Annotated in this window: 17 protein-coding genes; 9 read left to right on the forward strand and 8 right to left on the reverse strand. The window is 47.7% G+C overall.

Annotation, left to right across the window (positions count from 1 at the left end; translation table 11 throughout):
• Positions 1-69 precede the first annotated feature (69 nt).
• From DFP83_RS10535 to DFP83_RS10550, 4 genes are all read left to right on the forward strand, one after another.
• Complete coding sequence (locus tag DFP83_RS10535) at positions 70-1,221, forward strand: sensor histidine kinase (protein WP_110575502.1); 1,152 nt, start codon at positions 70-72, stop codon at positions 1,219-1,221.
• Positions 1,221-1,859 carry a response regulator transcription factor gene (locus tag DFP83_RS10540; protein ID WP_110575504.1) on the forward strand — a complete coding sequence of 213 codons (639 nt, stop codon included), beginning with the start codon at positions 1,221-1,223 and terminating at the stop codon, positions 1,857-1,859. Before DFP83_RS10535 ends, DFP83_RS10540 begins: the two co-directional genes overlap by 1 nt.
• A 69-nt stretch (positions 1,860-1,928) precedes the next feature.
• Positions 1,929-2,180: a hypothetical protein gene (locus DFP83_RS13675; protein ID WP_110575506.1), complete on the forward strand. Its 252-nt coding sequence runs from the start codon at positions 1,929-1,931 to the stop codon at positions 2,178-2,180.
• A gap of 3 nt (positions 2,181-2,183) precedes the next feature.
• Positions 2,184-3,275: a threonine aldolase family protein gene (locus tag DFP83_RS10550; RefSeq protein WP_110575508.1), complete on the forward strand. Its 1,092-nt coding sequence runs from the start codon at positions 2,184-2,186 to the stop codon at positions 3,273-3,275.
• Between the two features lie 5 nt (positions 3,276-3,280).
• Here the strand turns inward: DFP83_RS10550 and DFP83_RS10555 are convergent, their stop codons facing one another.
• Positions 3,281-3,667, reverse strand: a complete 387-nt coding sequence (locus DFP83_RS10555; protein ID WP_110575510.1) for a DUF6746 family protein — start codon at positions 3,665-3,667, stop codon at positions 3,281-3,283.
• 117 nt (positions 3,668-3,784) lie between these two features.
• Between DFP83_RS10555 and DFP83_RS10560 the strand changes: the two genes are divergently transcribed.
• Complete coding sequence (locus DFP83_RS10560; protein WP_110575512.1) at positions 3,785-4,861, forward strand: transporter substrate-binding domain-containing protein; 1,077 nt, start codon at positions 3,785-3,787, stop codon at positions 4,859-4,861.
• Positions 4,862-4,883: 22 nt separating this feature from the next.
• Entirely contained in the window at positions 4,884-6,737 is a 1,854-nt protein-coding gene (locus DFP83_RS10565; protein ID WP_110575566.1) for an ABC transporter ATP-binding protein, read from the forward strand.
• On the opposite strand, the gene DFP83_RS10570 is transcribed toward DFP83_RS10565, so the two are convergent.
• From DFP83_RS10570 to DFP83_RS10580, 3 genes are all read right to left on the reverse strand, one after another.
• Positions 6,667-7,896, reverse strand: coding sequence for an EAL domain-containing response regulator (locus DFP83_RS10570; protein WP_110575514.1), 1,230 nt, complete (start codon positions 7,894-7,896; stop codon positions 6,667-6,669). The genes DFP83_RS10565 and DFP83_RS10570 overlap by 71 nt on opposite strands.
• Before the next feature lie 97 nt (positions 7,897-7,993).
• The gene (locus DFP83_RS10575) at positions 7,994-8,797 is read right to left on the reverse strand and encodes a mechanosensitive ion channel family protein (protein WP_110575516.1); all 804 of its coding nucleotides are present in this window, start codon (positions 8,795-8,797) and stop codon (positions 7,994-7,996) included.
• A 12-nt stretch (positions 8,798-8,809) separates the two neighbouring features.
• A complete protein-coding gene (locus DFP83_RS10580) occupies positions 8,810-9,823 on the reverse strand; it encodes a hypothetical protein (protein WP_110575519.1) in 1,014 nt (337 codons plus the stop codon).
• 199 nt (positions 9,824-10,022) lie between these two features.
• Here DFP83_RS10580 and DFP83_RS10585 point away from each other — a divergent pair, with 199 nt between their 5' ends.
• Complete coding sequence (locus DFP83_RS10585; RefSeq protein ID WP_006954656.1) at positions 10,023-10,487, forward strand: Hsp20 family protein; 465 nt, start codon at positions 10,023-10,025, stop codon at positions 10,485-10,487.
• Between the two features lie 71 nt (positions 10,488-10,558).
• On the opposite strand, the gene DFP83_RS10590 is transcribed toward DFP83_RS10585, so the two are convergent.
• From DFP83_RS10590 to recQ, 3 genes are read right to left on the reverse strand one after another with little or no spacing between them, the layout of a single operon-like run.
• On the reverse strand, positions 10,559-13,393 hold the full coding sequence (locus DFP83_RS10590) for an EAL domain-containing protein (RefSeq protein ID WP_110575520.1): 2,835 nt from the start codon (positions 13,391-13,393) through the stop codon (positions 10,559-10,561).
• 4 nt (positions 13,394-13,397) lie between these two features.
• Entirely contained in the window at positions 13,398-13,655 is a 258-nt protein-coding gene (locus DFP83_RS10595) for a DUF3630 family protein (RefSeq protein WP_110575522.1), read from the reverse strand.
• Entirely contained in the window at positions 13,648-15,489 is a 1,842-nt protein-coding gene (gene recQ, locus DFP83_RS10600) for a DNA helicase RecQ (protein WP_110575524.1), read from the reverse strand. Before recQ ends, DFP83_RS10595 begins: the two co-directional genes overlap by 8 nt.
• 84 nt (positions 15,490-15,573) lie before the next feature.
• Between recQ and DFP83_RS10605 the strand changes: the two genes are divergently transcribed.
• Together DFP83_RS10605 and rarD are read left to right on the forward strand one after the other, a co-directional pair.
• The gene (locus DFP83_RS10605) at positions 15,574-16,029 is read left to right on the forward strand and encodes a thioesterase family protein (RefSeq protein ID WP_110575526.1); all 456 of its coding nucleotides are present in this window, start codon (positions 15,574-15,576) and stop codon (positions 16,027-16,029) included.
• 15 nt (positions 16,030-16,044) lie between these two features.
• Positions 16,045-16,974: an EamA family transporter RarD gene (gene rarD, locus DFP83_RS10610; protein ID WP_110575527.1), complete on the forward strand. Its 930-nt coding sequence runs from the start codon at positions 16,045-16,047 to the stop codon at positions 16,972-16,974.
• On the opposite strand, the gene DFP83_RS10615 is transcribed toward rarD, so the two are convergent.
• Positions 16,967-17,389, reverse strand: coding sequence for an OsmC family protein (locus DFP83_RS10615; protein WP_110575530.1), 423 nt, complete (start codon positions 17,387-17,389; stop codon positions 16,967-16,969). The genes rarD and DFP83_RS10615 overlap by 8 nt on opposite strands.
• Positions 17,390-17,403 lie beyond the last annotated feature (14 nt).

The following is a 17,403-nucleotide window of genomic DNA, read 5'->3' on the forward strand; positions in this document are numbered from 1 at the left end:
AAAGGTCATGACTTAAAAGGTGACTTTTGGCCTATTCCTAAATAAAAGCATTCGCGGCATACTTCAACGATGAAACTAAAAAACTATATTTCATCTATCACTCGGCTTGGTGCAGACCGTTGGGCAGCGTTGCTGACCTGGCTCATTGTTGCTACCACCTCGCTGTACTTTACACACAGACAAGGCTTATTGCTGTGGAGTGATGTTGCGACCTATTTAGCCTATCTTGCGTTCGCTGGCTTTATTATCAGTTTTCACCTCGCGACACGTTCGAAGCCATTTAAACGCGAACCTTACACGCGCTATTGGCTAATCGTCATTCAACTTCTGTGTATCTATTTTCTTTTCTTTGTCATTCCCCATAACTATGTCGCTATTTTGCTCGTAATATGGGCAGCGCAACTACCTTACTTTATGACTCTGCCGCGAGCGATCATGGTGATGGCCGTTTTATCAGCTGCCTTCGGTGTGATTTACCACACTCACTGGCAGCAATCGGGGGCTTGGGTAAGCGCTCTGTTATTTTGGACGTTTGAAATATTTTCGATCGTCATGATGGTGACACAATTAAAAGAGCAACAAGCTCGACAGCGTGAAGAGGCAATTAATCGAGAGCTGCGCGCAACGCAAACACTGTTGGCCGAAGCCAGTAAACAATCTGAGCGTACGCGTATAGCCAGAAACATCCATGACTTGGTCGGTCATCACTTAACCGCTTTAACCATTCAGTTGCAAGTCGCCGAGCGTAAATCGGAGGGCGAGGTTAAAGCGCTTATCGAGCGCAGCCAACACGTGGCCAAGCTGTTACTCGCCGACGTGCGTGAAGCTATCAGTGATATACGCGATTCCGCTGCTATCGATATCAAAAAAGCGTTATTCGCTTTGCAATTAAAGACTCAAGACAAGCACGTTATTATCAATGTCGCTGATGACGTAGCGATTACCGATGTAGCAACGGCGGAGGCGCTCTTACTCATCGCGAAAGAAGCAATCACTAACTTTTTTCGTCACTCCAATGGTCGAACGCTAAATATTGACCTATCCAATAACCAACGCATCGAGATGCTGATCGTTGACTCAGGCACAATCCAAGCCCCCCTTACGCTGGGCAACGGCTTGCGTGGTATGCAGGAACGGGTTATCGAGTTAAAAGGTAGCCTGACCATCAATGAGCAGCCCAACCTAACGATTACAGCAACGCTGCCCAAGGAGCAAAACTAATGATCAAGGTGTTGCTTGCGGATGACCAAACCCTCATCCGACAAGGTCTAGAGAGCCTGCTGTCGATGAGTGAGCTAATCACTATCTGTGGTCAAGCCAGCGATGGCGAGGAAGCGATCCGTCGAGTCGAGTCTGACCAGCCTGATATCGTCTTAATGGACATCCGTATGCCCATTATGGACGGCATTCAAGCCACTCAGCGTTTACGCGAAACACACCCCAACCTACCGATTTTAATTTTAACCACCTTTGATGACCACGAACTGATCATCAAGGCGATAGCGGCCGGCGCAAAAGGATATTTACTTAAAGATGTCTCGTTAGAGACGCTCGTTGAAGCCATCCAGGCACTTGTCGATGGCGGTACGTGGCTACAGCCGGCAATTACTGAGCGTATCGTCACGCATCTCACGCAAAAGCCAACTCAAACGGCACCGTCTCTTATTGAACCGTTATCCGATAAAGAGCTCGCTGTCCTTCGACTCATGGCGGCAGGGCTGAGTAATCAGGAAATTGCCGCCGGCTTGTTTAAGTCAACAGGCACAATCAAAAACCAAGTTTCTTCGATTATGGCTAAATTATCTGTTCACGATCGCACGCGTGCGGTCCTTAAAGCGATCGATTTAGGACTTTTATAGTCGAGCGTTAGCCAAACGACCGTCGCAATTGCTAGTATGAGCATATACCTCAGCAACCGATTGGGAGATATGGCTAAGCCAAACAAAAAAGGTCCTGTGCGCACAGTTCAAATTTCATGTTTGCAATGTAAAGCGACGTTATTTAAATATCGCAAAGGCGGTAAAGGCGCACTGGTAAAATGTTTTATTGAACGGATAGTCGAGGATCATACGCACACTCCATGCCACTGCCCTGGTTGTGGTCAAGAGTTTGCGCGAGAAACCATGATTCGCGGCACACCGGCCTATAAAATGATTGGCGGCAAAGTCCATATGAAATAAAAAATGCAGATATCTGATGCATTAAAATCTGAGTTTTCGAAACTGCAAATGACTGCTTCTAGCGTTATTCACCGCCATCAACAACCCTCACTCGGTGAGGAGCTGGAGCAGCTAAGCCAATACGCTGATGAGGCTGACACACGGGACAGCTACGGACGGGGTGGAGTCATCCGTGAGTTTGAACAACAAATCTGTGAGCTTTTTGATAAATCTGCTGCACTTTTTCTACCCACAGGTACCCTCGCTCAATGCGCGGCGATGAAGTGCTACAGCGAAATCAGCGGTCGTAATACGATAGGACTGCACCCGACCTCTCATTTAGAGCTGCATGAACACGATGCGATACGTACGCTATGGGGGCTCTCTGTCACACCTATTGGCGAAGCAACACGCGTACTGACTGCCGTCGATGTCATCGCGCTCGATCCGAATAAAACAGCTGCTATTATCGTCGAGACACCGATGCGTGAAATCGGCGGTGAAATGCCTTCGTGGGATGATCTGCTCGCTATGCGCGCCTGGTGCAGTCAACACAATGTGCGGATGCATTTAGACGGTGCACGAATTTGGCAGGCAACCGAGTACTATCAACGTTCGTTGGCTGATATTGCGGCATTATTCGACAGTCTTTATGTCAGCTTTTATAAAGATCTCGGTGGTATTTATGGCGCGGCTTTAATCGGCTCTGAAGATCTCATAACGGCTAGCCGAGTTTGGGCGCGACGAGCGGGCGGAAACCCCATCACCCTATATCCTTCAGCGCTTGCAGCTCGCTTAGGTGTGCAAACATACCTGCCTAAAATGCCTGAGTTCGTTGAATACACACAGCGTTTAACCGACTTACTCAGTGACGCTGGGTTTGAACTCATTCCCAAACAACCCAAAGCGGCTATGTTTCACATTCGGCTAAAAAGTAACCCCGCAGCGGTGACCGAAAAAATTATTCACTATGGTCAACAAACGGGCGTAATTGTCTTGCCACTTCCACGCTCAGGAGATGCAGAGTCGGCGATTTGCGAGGTGTCTATAGGCACTCAGGCGCTTAAACAAGCACCTGAGTTTTGGGTTAAGCATTTAACAGCCAGTGGCTTATAAAGTGTTTACTCGTCGTGCTGCGACGTTGTGATGGTCTCGAGCGTGCGAAGGTAGTCTTTTGCGAATCCTTTTACGCGCGCTTCGTTCATCGCCTCTGAGCCTAAGTGAACTTGCTCGAGCGAATTGGCTGCGACGTCGAGTTCTTTACTCAATCGAGCGAGGGCGACTTCGAGGGTGTAAGTAATTTCATGAACTTTAGCAAGGTCTTCTGGCGTCATCTCACCTTCGGCTAACGACTTTAACTTTGCGTTATATTCATGAATATTCGCAAGTGCTTGTTCTAAGTTCTCGGCGGGTTTAGGTTCAAAATGCTGATAACTTTGCTGTTGTGCTAACGCAGTTCCAGTCATTAACAAGCTGCAAGCGGTCAACGTGTAAAATAATTTTCGCATGGCGCGTTTCCTTTACTATTTTTCTAAAGTATTCAAATAAACAATCGATGTGACATCATTTTATGTAATCATACCCGTTAATCGCTAAATTGTGTCACTAAACATAGGTACGTTCACATGCGTCATTTTGTTTTCGCGTTTATCGCCGTGCTCATATCCTCATCCGCATTCGCACAGCAGGAAACCAATTTAGAGTCCGAACAACCACTCAAAGTCGCTGTGCGCGTCAATGCGCCTTTTGTCATCGAGCATGGTAACCAGCAATATAAAGGGCTGGCGGTCCAGCTATGGCAGGACATCGCAGATCGGTTAAACGTCACCTATGAGCTGCACCCATTACCATTAGAAGAGGTTATTACCGGTGTCGAGCGCGGAGACTATGATTTAGGTCTGGGTGCATTAACCATTACATCTGCTCGCGAGTCACGCTTAGACTTCAGCCAGCCATTTATCAACGGTGGGTTAGCCATTGCTGTCCCCGTCAATAACGAATCCACCTGGTGGGCGATGACCAAACGCTTTGTCTCGTTTGATTTTCTCTACATCATAATGATTCTGTCGTTGGTATTATTTATAGCGGGCGCGCTGGTTTGGTACTTCGAACGCAAAGAAAACCCCGATGAGTTCTCCGAGCAGCCACTCAAAGGACTGGGCGCTGGCTTTTGGTGGGCCGCTGTCACGATGACGACCGTTGGTTACGGTGATAAGTCACCCCGCAGTCTTGGTGGTCGCGCCGTCAGCCTGATTTGGATGTTTACCTGTGTCATTATTATTTCAAGCTTCACGGCAAGCATTGCCTCGTCACTGACAGTCTCCAAGTTTCAATCTAAAGTATCGAGCGTTGAGGATCTTGGCAACGCACGCGTTGCAACCATTGGTGTGTCAGCAACCGCACGGTGGTTAGACGATAAAAACATCGGCTATGAGTCGGTAACTGACTTAAATACCGCACTTGCGAAGTTAAACCGCGGTCAACTCGATGCCGTGGTTTATGATGAACCCATTATTCGGTATCAAATTCGCACACAGTCATATAATAACGTACGTGTATTACCCGACCGCGTGCTTTCTCAAGATTATGGGTTCGTTTTGCCGCAAGGCAGTGCATTGCGCGAATCCATCAACCGCGAGCTGTTAGCTATTATTCAGACAGAGACGTGGCGACAAGAGCTAAACCGGTACCTCGGTCAATAATCACCCTGGAGTTCAATCGATGTTGTTTAAATGGTTTGAAAGTCGTATCAACCCGTTTCCCGAGGAAGAGCCCACTCAGCCGCCTAAGGGGTTCTTTGCATTTTGCTGGCATTTTACCAAGGGTTCGAGCCCTTACTTAATAATGACTGCATTGTTTATGGCGGGCATCGCGGTTGCGGAAGTCTGGCTGTTTGGCTTTTTAGGACAAATAGTCGATTGGTTGTCACAGCAAAACCGCGAGACCATTTTTCAAGATCAATTTGTCCCTCTGGTGTGGATGAGTGCTCTGGTGCTGATCGGCCTACCGCTGCTGGTTTGGGTACACTCGATGCTAACTCACCAAACGCTGCTGGGTAACTTTCCCATGCGAATCCGTTGGCAAGGGCATCGCTATCTGATGAAGCAGTCGATGAGCTATTACCAAGACGAGTTCGCTGGTCGGGTAGCCACTAAACTCATGCAAACATCGCTTGCGGTAAGGCAGTGCATCATGTCGTTTATTGAGATCATCAACTACGTCGTGGTGTACTTTATTGGCATGTTCGTCATTATTGGTTCCGCTGATTGGCGTCTGATGCTGCCGTTAGCTATTTGGCTCGTACTGTACGCGATTCTTTTGCGCTACTACGTACCTAAACTAGGCCAAGTCTCTGCCTTGCAGGCCGACGCACGGTCTGTCATGACAGGACGCATTGTTGATTCCTACACCAATATTCAAACAGTAAAGTTATTTTCCCATGCTCAGCGTGAAGCCAGTTTCGCCAAAGAGGGTATGAGTGAATTTCTTACAACCGTGCATGCGCAAATGCGCCTCGTCACTCAGCTCTATGGCTTTTTATACTTCATTAACTGTGGCCTGCTTTTTGGTTCTGCCGCCACCGCAATTGTACTTTGGCAGGGCGATTGGGTTTCTCTAGGCGCAGTCGCTGTAGTGATCGGCTTAGTGTTACGTCTGTTTGGTATGTCGCAAATGGTGATGTGGCAGCTTTCTACATTGTTCGAGAGTATTGGTACCGTACAAGATGGTATAGGCTCACTCGCAGTACCACAGCGCATCGTCGATACCCCTGATGCGCAGCCGCTTAAGGTGCCTCACGGAAACATTCGGTTTAATCACGTCAGTTTTCATTACGGCAAGGGCTCAGGCGTGATGGAAGATTTTAACTTAACTATCCAGCCGGGCGAAAAAATCGGTGTTGTGGGCCGTTCAGGTGCGGGCAAATCAACTCTCGTAAATTTACTGCTTCGTTTCTACGATGTTGAAAAAGGTGCCATTACCATTGATGGTCAAAATATCAGCCAAGTGCAACAAGATACATTGCGTGCCAATATCGGCATGGTGACTCAGGACACTTCGTTACTGCATCGCTCGGTGCGCGACAACATCCTGTATGGTCGCCCCGATGCAACAGAGGAAGAATTGTTGCTCGCGGTTAAACGCGCCCATTGCCATGAGTTTATCGAGCAACTCGAGGATTCTAAAGGACGGCGCGGCTTAGATGCACATGTCGGTGAACGCGGCGTTAAGCTGTCAGGTGGTCAACGCCAACGCATCGCTATCGCGCGAGTGATGCTGAAAGATGCACCACTGCTTATCCTTGATGAGGCGACCTCCGCTTTAGATTCTGAGGTCGAGAATGCCATCCAGGACAACTTGTATCAGTTGATGCAAGGTAAGACAGTGATAGCCATTGCTCACCGCTTATCCACTATCGCTGCCATGGATAAGCTGATCGTAATGGATAAAGGGCGCATCATTGAGCAAGGAAGTCACGACGAACTGCTTGAGCAAGAGGGTCTCTACGCTAAACTCTGGCGTCATCAGTCGGGTGGGTTTCTACCGGAGACGTTGGAGGAAGAGGCCAGTCAATATTAAAAGCGCGCTCAATGGGTTGCGGCTTAGCAAAGCGAAAGCCTTGCATTATGCCGCAGCCCATATCATCGACTAGCTGCTGTTCTGCTTCGGTTTCTACACCCTCAGCAACAACCTGCATATTAAGCTCATTAGCGAGCTGCATCGACGATCGAATGACCGCTTTGGCAGAGTTGTCATTAACCGCATCTTGAACAAACGAACGGTCTAATTTGAGCTCTTCGAACGGTGTATGTTTTAGCCGATAAAGCGACGAATACCCCGTACCAAAGTCATCAATTGATAACCTAAAACCTGCTAGGTGCAGACGCGCTAACGCTTCTAAAACATTAATGCGATCATTGGCGAGCCGCGATTCGGTAACCTCAATCACGATGCGAGACGGAGAGACATTGTACTCACGTAGCAAATCGATAAGCATATCGGGCAGATGACGGTCACTCAGGGTATCGATACTAAAGTTCACGGCAACCGTGACTTTTTCATCAAACGCTTGAAACTGGTTAAAGTCGCTCAACACCGCTTTGAGAAAGGCTAAACTCAACTCACTGATAATGCCAAATCGCTCAGCGACCGGAATAAAGGTTGCAGGAGATAAGATTTTATCGGTTTTCTTATCATGCCAACGCGCGAGTGATTCGAATCCAATCACTCGGCTATCTTTGATATCCACTTTCGGTTGATAGTAAGGCACCAACGCACCCGTTCGAATACCCTTAATAATTTGATTCGCGGATAACGAGTAAATCGAATGCGGTTGTTGCTTGGCTTCATTGATAGGACGCGCCATTAACATGCGTACGACTTGATTCGGTGTGACGGGCTTTGTCATTCCGCCTAACACTGAATAACCCAGCGAACGAGCAAGCTGCTGAACCACATCCAACACACGGCTGTCGTTGCCGCTGATGAATCCAATATCACCCTCATAATGGGTTTCGGTTAAGAAGCGAACAAACTGCAAGCCATCCATATCAGACAGACGCAAGTCACATAGAATTAAGTCAGGATGTTGTTTATGCTCAACCTCATGTAACACATCAAAGCCGCTTTCAAAGCGTGTGACTTGAGTTATACCTTGCTTCACTAAGATTTTAGAAAGGTGTTCCGCGGTAACCGCATCATCCTCAAGAATTAATACATGCTCATAGTTTGAGTTCATTTTTGCAGGTCTCGCGGCTCTGTAAATTGACGTTACTGATTAATATCGTCTTTAGTTTTACAGTGATCGTTCAAAAACGGATTAACAAACCTGTCATTTAATGTGATTTAGCCGTCTCGACCTTAGCAAATTGTACCTCGAGATCGAGTAAACGCTGCTTGCTACGTAAACTCAGATCCGTAATAAATTTAAACTGTTGGCGCGGATCAACAGGGTACGCTTTTAACCGATAACGCGTTCCCCACGTCTCTTCGTTTACCGTAACCACAACAGGCTTATGAATTTGCAGGTAGGGGCTGGTAAATGCTACTTGCTCAAGCGCCTCCTTCACCAACAAACCATTCGATTCTGGCGTTAAGAAAAACTCAGCAACACACATCAGTGAAGGTCCACCGTTATTAGCGTTGAGCACCGCATTTTGCCAAATTTTCTCGTGCGGCATTGCCACCACAGTATCGTCAGGGGTAACCAGTTCAACCGTTCGTAAGCCAATATGCGCGACCTCACCGTAAATACCATCAATAGTGACCCAGTCGCCCGGGCGGTAGGGCATTTCGTGAATTGCCACGATCCCTGCTATCAAGCTCGAAACATAATCTTTAATAGCAAAGCCGATGGCTAAGCCCAATGCCCCTAGTGCTGCGACCATATTTTGTAATGTAGGCTCGATAAAAATAGGCACTATCATTACTAGCGCGATGACGACAACGATGAGTCGAATTAACGGAATGAGTGCCAGCGTATATAGACGCTTCTTACTGTGGAATAGGTTCGCCAAGCGCGGCAATAATCGTTGGCTTAAAAACACAATTAACCATGCGACCAACACGATAGCCACAACCTCAACGATCGCACTTGAGTCAACCGTCTTAAACAAATCCCTGATTTTTTCTGTGTCCATAAAATCCTGCCCTTAACACGGCGTCCAATTAAAATCGCGTTGTGCCAAAAACTGTTTAGCCGCTGGGTAGCCCAGCTCAGTCACCTTCCAACAGTCATCCTGATAACTCACGATTCCGTGACTCCGCAGCAAGTTTAAGCAATGCTCGATGAGGTTGGGCGCCACGCTCTTGAGTACTTCAGTCAATAAAAACGTGCTAAGTCCGCCGTGTAGCAATAACGCATACAACACAAAAGTCGAAATCTCACCATGAACAGTGGGGACTCGCGGTATTTCTAAAACAATTTCTGTCTCGTCAGCAGAGACTGGAAACGCATTTCGGTACGCTGCGGCAACGCCCGGATTACCCTCGCTAACGGCGAGTAATCGCTTAGCATGTGCACGACTGACCGCAAGCTGACTGGTCACCAAGTGGTCTGTATCAAAGGGCCGCAATGTAAATGCTTGCCTATTCAGACCGCCATGTGTCTTCTCTAGGTAGTAGTAAAGCCAGCTTCCACACACGACTAGGCCCGGAGCATCCGCTGCATGTAAGGTGGTTTTTAAAAATGACTGCAACCAACGCATGCCCAACGGATGGCGAATAAACCCACGTGATAAATCCGTCATTATCCAAGGTTCTGATGGTAGGTGTACCTCGTCTACGGGCTGTGAAGTCAACAGCTGATCACGCTGCGGCACTGTCAATTGTTGCCATGAATTACGCTTTGTCCATTCATCCACCGCGTTCCAAGCCGGCGAGTTGGGTGGTAATACTAGCCACGTGATGCGCACGTCGTTCTGACGCTGGGTGTCGAGTAACGTGTCGAGCGCACCGAGTAAAGGATCGTACGCAAACTCAAACTCCGCTTGCACGGGCTCACTCTCTGTTGAACTGGAGGATGAAACATCGACTCGGTTGGGCTTCAGTGTCTGTAGCGTTTTCTGCCACCACCGCTGCGCCAACATGGTGGTTGGCACACTGGGTGTTTCGTAATCCGTCAATTCAATCCATTGCCAAAGCGTGTCGTCCACAGCAGTACCCATTGATTCATCCTATGTTCATTTAAAAGGGTTGCTTACTAAGATGCAATTTTTTTCTTTGAACACTTGAATTGAATATTGTCAGTCCCTATTAAAGAGTTAAGGGTGAGGTCTCAGCGAGAGTCACCCTAAGTAAAGGCGACAATGATTTGTGCCTTTTTAATCGAAAATTAAACAGTTATTGCTTCTAAGGAGAATGACTATGGCTACTATAGATTTAAGTCCTCTGTATCGCAGCAGTGTAGGTTTTGATCGCATGGCATCATTACTTGACGCAGCACTTCGTTCAGACACCAGCGCAAGCGGCTACCCTCCCTACAACATTGAGCGTGTAGCGGATAACCAATACGCGATTACTATCGCTGTCGCAGGCTTTGAAGACGATGACCTAGAAATCGAAGTCGAAAACGGTGTATTACGTGTCACAGGCAAGAAAGCAGAAGAAAACGAGCAACGTGAGTATCTGCATCGCGGCATTGCCAACCGAGCATTCGAACGCAAATTTAGTCTGGCTGAACACGTAGAGGTAACAGGTGCAGCGCTTAAAAATGGTTTACTCACCATTGGCTTGGTAAAACGTATTCCAGAAGCGATGAAACCTAAACGCATCGATATTGGTAGTTCGCCAAAAGAACTACTTGAGAATCGAGTCAAAAGCGAAAGCTAATCTATTTTGTTTTCCCTGGGCAAAATAACATTAGTTGAGCAGAGGGCAGCATATCGCTGCCCTTCTTTATATCACCAGCGCGTGGGTTTCCCACAGGCAAAACCTTGTAAGTAATCCACATTCCCATTAGTCAGTAACGAACGTGTTTCGTCATTCTCAACGCCGACAGCCGTCACTTCGACCTGGTTAATTTTAGCGATACGAATACAGCTTTCTACCAACGCAGCATCGGTTGGATCGAGCAACATATTCTGCACCCAAAACCGATTAATTTTAACTTGCGTGAGTGGCAAGTGTTTGAGCAAGCGGAAGCTATTAAAGCCTGTGCCAAATTGATCGATCGCCGTACCAAACCCTAACCTTTTTAACTCTTTAAACAATCGGTACGTTTCCTCAAAGCGCTCGTTCGCAATCGGCTCAGCTACCTCAAACATCAGCTGCTTAGGTTGAATGTTAGAATGCTCAACCATCGACTCAATAAAGTTGATAAAGTCCGCATCTTCTAGACTTTGCTGCGATAGATTGACATGACACCGCCAAGTGCGAGTTGCCTCGAAAGGCTGTTCTTCAAATCGCTCAATTAATTCTCGGAATAACCATCTATCCGCTTTGCCCATAATGCCAGCTTGCACGGCCGCTTTTAAGAACTGTTGCGGTGCAATCGCCTCATCCGGCTCGAGGGTGTCGTCATTAGGTAACCGCAACAAAATTTCGTAGCAGTGCTTGTCCTGCTCAATCGAGGCACTCAGTATGGGCTGCCGGAATACCTGCCAATCTTGATTCATCAACGCACTGCGTAAGCGATCTTCCCAATGTCGCTCTTCCCGGGTCTGTAATCGACGGTGATCATCCGCGGTCGCGCTGTAGACTTTAAAGTCACCCAACTGCTGAGCTATCTTCTCGGCGTCCTCTGCCTGCCTGATAAGGCGCTCTGCAATCCGTAGCTGCGCATCTTTGGCAACGGCCATACCTGCATGTGCGGTAAATTGGAACACTCGCCCTTCAGTACCGTACCTAAACTCACGTACAATTTGTACCAACTGATAACACAGCGCGAATACCGCTTGCTCATCCTCCGGTCCCAGTAACGCCACACCATTCATTGGGTAACGAGCCAACCGAACATTTTGCGGTGCTTTCTGTTTCATCTGCAAAATCAGTTGCAGTAACGCTTGGTCGCGGTGATGTCCGCCCACCTGATCACAGAGTACATCAAACCCTTTGATATCAATTAACATGATCGTGCAGGGCTTTTGCTTATCGAGCTGTGCCTGAAAAACACGCTTAAACTCGTCAAAGTTTAATAAACCGGTGAGTGAATCATGTTTAGCAAGGTAATTAAGCTGCATTTCTGCATCCACTTGCTTCGATACATCCATCGCATGACCCAAGCCATCGGGATAAATAGCCACAGAGAACCACCGCCGTTGACCGTTTATCAGCGTGATATTGACCAGTTGTTGCCACGGTTCAGAACGTCCAGGCTCGCGCCAGCTTAGTGCGGCATCGCCGAATAACTCATCTGCAGTGGGCCAGTGTTGGACGAGCATCTGCTTGTTCGTGCAACCGAGCATACTTAAAAATGGCCTATTTGCGCGTGACCACTGCATTTTTCGATCGAGCTCAAACCATCCCTCTGAGCTACGTTGTTGAAAAAGCCGCATACGGCGACGAATCGATATGTTAGCAGTTTTCAAGCGATGTACTTTTTGTCCAAGCTGTTCAGATATCCGCTCAAAGTTGGCAATCAACAAGGCGAGTAAGACCGCTGTAATGGCGCAATACACCACGATAGTATTTTGCCCAACCCAAGTCGCCGCCATCGTCGGCCATATAATCAACCATGTCAGCACGGTTAGGGTCGTGAGTAATGAAGCTTCCCAGAATGCTCGGTTGCGTGCGCGACTTGATGTGACAAAAAATACCGCCAGTAGATCCATAATAACTAGCAGACTACTTTGAAAGGCAAGCCACCAAGGACTTCGTAGACCTGACCACCAAGGTTGCAATACCGCACTTATGGTAAAGACGATCGTCAGTATCACCAACGAACGAACAAGGTTTGACTGCCGTGCTGGTCGACTGAACAATTCCACACTTGCCCAGCTCAGCATAACGAGAAGCCATTGTTGCGAATAAGGCACAAGTAATTGGGCAATACTGGGTTTTAACGGTGAGAAGTAAGTGATCCACAGCCCACTATGCAATAACACGACAAGAATTAAACTGACGCACACAAACGCAATACTCAATTGTAATCGGCGCCGATTACCGCGTGTCATGCTAAATGCGGCTACCGCTATCAACACCATTAAACCAACATTAATACCCAACGCCGTCTGTTTCTGTTGCAAGTGCAACTGTAACGAACCTGGGTTCCATAGTTTTATCGGGTTGACGTACTCAGGCGGTGTTTCAACTGAGACCAATAAACGAACAGTGGCTCGCGCGGGCACCTCAATAGGTATCATCATTTGTTGTGCAAGATACGGACGCTGAATTAAGCCATCGTTGAAGCGCACATCAGCAGAGTCAATCACCTCGCTGTCGCGGTCGATGACAAATACTTGTGCATATTTTATGTACGAGCCACCCAGATCAATGACAAACGATTGATTAATCGCACTGCGATTATAAAGCATCGTCAGTCCCCACACTGTGGTATCAGCGTTGGCTTGGGCGCTCTTTTTTAAGTCACTAAAGGACTGCCAGTAACGAGCTCGGTCAATATCTAACTGCTGCAACGAAGTGTTTGCTGGCAGCACTCGGTAGGTCATGTGTTGAGACAGATTCAGACGATCGGTTTGCGCGGAAACTGTCACGATATCGTTGGCTGTGGCCGTTTGTAGCCACAACATCAAAGTGACAACGATCAAGAAAAACCCGCTTGGTTTAGCGAATTTCATGATCCTATAAATCCTTGATCCTTGCTTCGACCCATTGCTCTGTTCCCTCAAGTGGTACTAACCACGCCGCCTCGCATAAAGAAGAATAATGCAATAACCAATGCTTATTTGCTATTGCAAGGCGCCAGCTCCATAAATCCGCACTACATTCATGCTCTTTAACCGTTGCTTCGGCTATACGGCACACATCGGCTAGCCAAGCATCTATTGCTGCGTCAGTGTCGCTGTTTGGCAGTTTAGTTAATGTAATGACCTCATCCATCCAGAACGTCCTTCTCTGAGCTTAGCGTGAGAAATGCCTCGATTTCATCAATAAACGCTTCACCATAACGCTCTAACTTCACTTGACCAACACCGCTAATCATCAACATTTCGGGCGCTGATGTTGGATACTTCTGACACATTTCTACCAAACTATTGTCATTAAATACAACAAAAGGCGGCACACTTTCTTTGTCGGCAATATCTTTTCGTAACTTACGCAAGCGTCTAAATAGCACTTTATTGTAGTCGCCGCGATCAGTGATTTTGCTCTGACTTGACGTCAAGTTAAGCCGCGGCTTTGCAAGCTCTAACGTATTTTCGCCGCGCAGAATAGGACGTGCCTCTTCGGTTAATTGTAAGGCGGCATGGCGGCGAATATCTTGCACCAAAAAGCCACGGTGAATTAACTGGCGTAGAATCGAGTACCAGTATTCATGCGTTTGATCACGACCGAGCCCATAAGTGGTTAACTCATGATGGTGGTGCTCGAGCACTTTTTGGTTCTTTGAGCCACGTAACACTTCGACCACGTGGGAGATACCAAACTGCTGACCCACGCGATAAACGCAGCTCAAGGCTTTTTGTGCGTCCTCAAGGGCATCAAAGCGGGTCGGCGGATCGAGACATAAGTCGCAGTTTCCACACTCTTTTTCAGAGAACTCATTAAAGTAATTAAGTAATACTAAACGCCTGCAGGTTTGTGCCTCTGCCATCGCTTGCATCGCAGAAAATTTCTGACGTTCGACGATGCCTCGGTGCTCGTTATCATGTTCATCGAGAATACGGCGTATCCATTGTGCATCACTTGGGTCGTACAACAGTAACGCCTCTGCCGGTAAACCATCGCGTCCAGCACGCCCTGTTTCTTGATAATAGGATTCGATGCTACGGGGAATATCAAAGTGAATCACGTAACGGATGTTGGGTTTATTAATACCCATACCAAACGCCACCGTCGCGACGACCACATCCAAATCATCGCGCAGGAACTGTCGTAGCGTTGTCTCTTTAAGTTCACTCGCAAGACCTGCGTGATAAGGCGCAGCTCTAACGCCAGCATCCTGTAAACTTTCGGCAATATCCTCGGTCTTTTTGCGGCTACCGCAATAAATAATACCGGCAGCGCCCTTCTGTTTGCGCACGTAGTCTTTGACTTGCTTAAAAGGCTTATACTTGTCTTGCACTACATAGCGAATGTTAGGGCGATCAAACGAACTACGATGACAGTAAGGCTGACGTAGACCTAATCGTTCAATGATGTCTTGCTGTGTGGCTGCATCGGCGGTCGCAGTAAGCGCCATGAACGGCACGTTGGGTAACACCTGACGCAACTGCCCCAACTGACCATATTCTGGTCGAAAGTCATGCCCCCACTGGCTGATGCAATGTGCCTCATCAATCGCAATAAAGCGTGGCTGATAGGATTGTAGACGTTCGATGAACGCATGTTGGAGTGCTCGTTCGGGGCTGACATATAGAAGTGAAACTTCGCTATTTTGTAACCGCCGCAATACATTAAGCGACTGTTCGGAGGTTAACCCAGAGTGCAACGCTTCGGCTGCAACGCCCATCGCTTGTAGCGCTTCCACTTGATCTTGCATCAAGGATAACAACGGAGATATGACCACAGTAAGCCCAGGTTGATGCACCGCAGGCAACTGATAACAAAGTGATTTACCGCCACCTGTCGGCATCAGCACGAGCGTATCACGCCCCTCAAGCAAATGCTCGATAACGGCTTCCTGACCCGCTCGGAACTCGGTATACCCGAACACTTTAGCAAGCGTTTGTTGCAGGCTCGATGTTGTCGGCTGAGCTTCACTTAACGTCATAATAAAATCGGCTAGCTGTTGTTGACTTAATGATTCGCATCGCTCTATTGTAAGCGTCCTAGTCTCTTAGCACCATGATAAATAATGAATACCCAAGAAATTCTCACACGCGTATCTGCTTTTATGAACGAGCAAGTGCCTTTTCAAAAGTTACTTGGCTTCGAAATTACTGAGTTTACCCCTGAGCGCGGCCAAGTGAAGTTTCGTTGGCAAGAGCCATTAATGGGTAACGTACCGCAACGAATGTTACACGGCGGTGTAACCGCGACCGCACTCGACACAGCCGGCGGACTGGTCGCGATTGCGGGTATGATCGAACGTTTAGAAGAGCCTTCCGAGCATTATCTTATGGAACGTTTGAGTCGTTGTGGCACCATTGATCTTCGGGTCGATTACCTGCGACCAGGCCGTGGTAAAGAATTTATTGCAAATGCCTCAATTATCCGTTCGGGTAACAAGGTTGCCGTGGCCCGCATGGAACTTCATAATGAAGACGGTACGCATATCGCCTTTGGTACAGGCACTTATCTCGTCGGGTAATCACTAGGTAACATCATGACCGAAGATGCAGTTCGAGCACGGCAGGGCGTTTTCTTCGCGCTTGCCGCTTATTCATTTTGGGGTTTCGCACCCATTTACTTTAAATCAGTACAGCAAGTGCCTGCGTTCGAGATCTTAGCGCACCGAATTATTTGGGCATTTCTGTTGGTATTTATTTTGATTGTTGGCCTTAAGCGTTTGCATCGCCTAAAACCGATTATTCGATCGCCTAAAATGATGCTACGGCTGACGATAGCGACTTGCTTATTGGGTGGTAACTGGTTTCTGTTCATATGGGCGGTGAACGCCAATCATATGTTAGACGCGAGTCTAGGGTACTATATTAATCCGTTACTAAACGTGGCGATTGGTATGGCATTTTTTCAAGAAAAGATGCGTCGGTTACAGTTATTTGCCATTGGTTTAGCGATTGTCGGTGTAGGTATCCAAGTTGTGACTTTCGGCTCAGTGCCTTGGGTAGCACTTGCGTTGGCGAGTAGCTTCGCGATTTATGGTGCAATAAGAAAACGCTTACCCGTCGATTCAATTTCTGGACTGTGGCTGGAAACCACCCTGCTGGTGCCTGTGATGCTGGGTTATTTACTGTTCTTCGCAGATTCGCCGAGTGCAGATATGACGGCAAACTCGTGGCAACTTAACCTGCTGCTCATGGCAGCTGGCTTAGTGACTACGATTCCTTTGTTGTGTTTTACCGCGGCCGCTCAACGTATCCGTTATGCAACACTGGGGTTCTTCCAGTATATCGCGCCGAGCCTGATGTTTATTTTGGCGGTCAATTTGTATGACGAACCATTGGCTGAAAGCAAACTCGTTACATTTGTGATTATTTGGAGTGCGTTGGCGCTATACACCTTTGATTCGGTGTTACAGCGCCAGCGTAATCGCCGCCTTAAAAAGTCAGCGGTGCAGGAGCCAATTAGTTAAGCGTGGCTTCCATGGTAATTTCTGCATTGAGAAGCTTGCTGATAGGGCAGCCTTTTTTGGCATCTTCAGCGAGCTTCTCGAACTCGTCCTGTTCAATACCATCAATGTCAGCTTGAACCGTTAAATGAATCTTATCGACCTTAAAGCCACCGTCCGCTTCTACTAGACTGACTTCAGCCTTTGCATCAATCGCGTTCGGCTCGTAGCCAGCTTCACCCAGCATCAACGAGAACGCCATCGCGTAACAGCCCGCGTGAGCAGCACCAATCAGCTCTTCTGGATTAGTACCCTTACCCGATTCAAAACGGCTTTTGAATGAGTATTGTGTTTCATCTAAGACACCGCTCTGGGTCGATACAACACCCGAGCCCTCTTTAATACTGCCTTTCCAAACTGCATTTGCACTGCGTTTCATAATATTCTCCTCAT

The sequence above is a fragment of the Idiomarina fontislapidosi genome (assembly GCF_003226255.1).
Classification (GTDB): Bacteria; Pseudomonadota; Gammaproteobacteria; order Enterobacterales; family Alteromonadaceae; genus Idiomarina; species Idiomarina fontislapidosi.

What these genes read in the sequence shown, in the direction of transcription:
- DFP83_RS10535 (WP_110575502.1), top strand. Translation starts at nt 70, where the DNA reads ATGAAACTAAAAAACTATATTTCATCTATCACTCGGCTTGGTGCAGAC.
- DFP83_RS10540 (WP_110575504.1), top strand. Translation starts at nt 1,221, where the DNA reads ATGATCAAGGTGTTGCTTGCGGATGACCAAACCCTCATCCGACAAGGT.
- DFP83_RS13675 (WP_110575506.1), top strand. Translation starts at nt 1,929, where the DNA reads ATGGCTAAGCCAAACAAAAAAGGTCCTGTGCGCACAGTTCAAATTTCA.
- DFP83_RS10550 (WP_110575508.1), top strand. Translation starts at nt 2,184, where the DNA reads ATGCAGATATCTGATGCATTAAAATCTGAGTTTTCGAAACTGCAAATG.
- DFP83_RS10555 (WP_110575510.1), bottom strand. Translation starts at nt 3,667, where the DNA reads ATGCGAAAATTATTTTACACGTTGACCGCTTGCAGCTTGTTAATGACT.
- DFP83_RS10560 (WP_110575512.1), top strand. Translation starts at nt 3,785, where the DNA reads ATGCGTCATTTTGTTTTCGCGTTTATCGCCGTGCTCATATCCTCATCC.
- DFP83_RS10570 (WP_110575514.1), bottom strand. Translation starts at nt 7,896, where the DNA reads ATGAACTCAAACTATGAGCATGTATTAATTCTTGAGGATGATGCGGTT.
- DFP83_RS10575 (WP_110575516.1), bottom strand. Translation starts at nt 8,797, where the DNA reads ATGGACACAGAAAAAATCAGGGATTTGTTTAAGACGGTTGACTCAAGT.
- DFP83_RS10580 (WP_110575519.1), bottom strand. Translation starts at nt 9,823, where the DNA reads ATGGGTACTGCTGTGGACGACACGCTTTGGCAATGGATTGAATTGACG.
- DFP83_RS10585 (WP_006954656.1), top strand. Translation starts at nt 10,023, where the DNA reads ATGGCTACTATAGATTTAAGTCCTCTGTATCGCAGCAGTGTAGGTTTT.
- DFP83_RS10590 (WP_110575520.1), bottom strand. Translation starts at nt 13,393, where the DNA reads ATGAAATTCGCTAAACCAAGCGGGTTTTTCTTGATCGTTGTCACTTTG.
- DFP83_RS10595 (WP_110575522.1), bottom strand. Translation starts at nt 13,655, where the DNA reads ATGGATGAGGTCATTACATTAACTAAACTGCCAAACAGCGACACTGAC.
- recQ (WP_110575524.1), bottom strand. Translation starts at nt 15,489, where the DNA reads ATGACGTTAAGTGAAGCTCAGCCGACAACATCGAGCCTGCAACAAACG.
- DFP83_RS10605 (WP_110575526.1), top strand. Translation starts at nt 15,574, where the DNA reads ATGAATACCCAAGAAATTCTCACACGCGTATCTGCTTTTATGAACGAG.
- rarD (WP_110575527.1), top strand. Translation starts at nt 16,045, where the DNA reads ATGACCGAAGATGCAGTTCGAGCACGGCAGGGCGTTTTCTTCGCGCTT.
- DFP83_RS10615 (WP_110575530.1), bottom strand. Translation starts at nt 17,389, where the DNA reads ATGAAACGCAGTGCAAATGCAGTTTGGAAAGGCAGTATTAAAGAGGGC.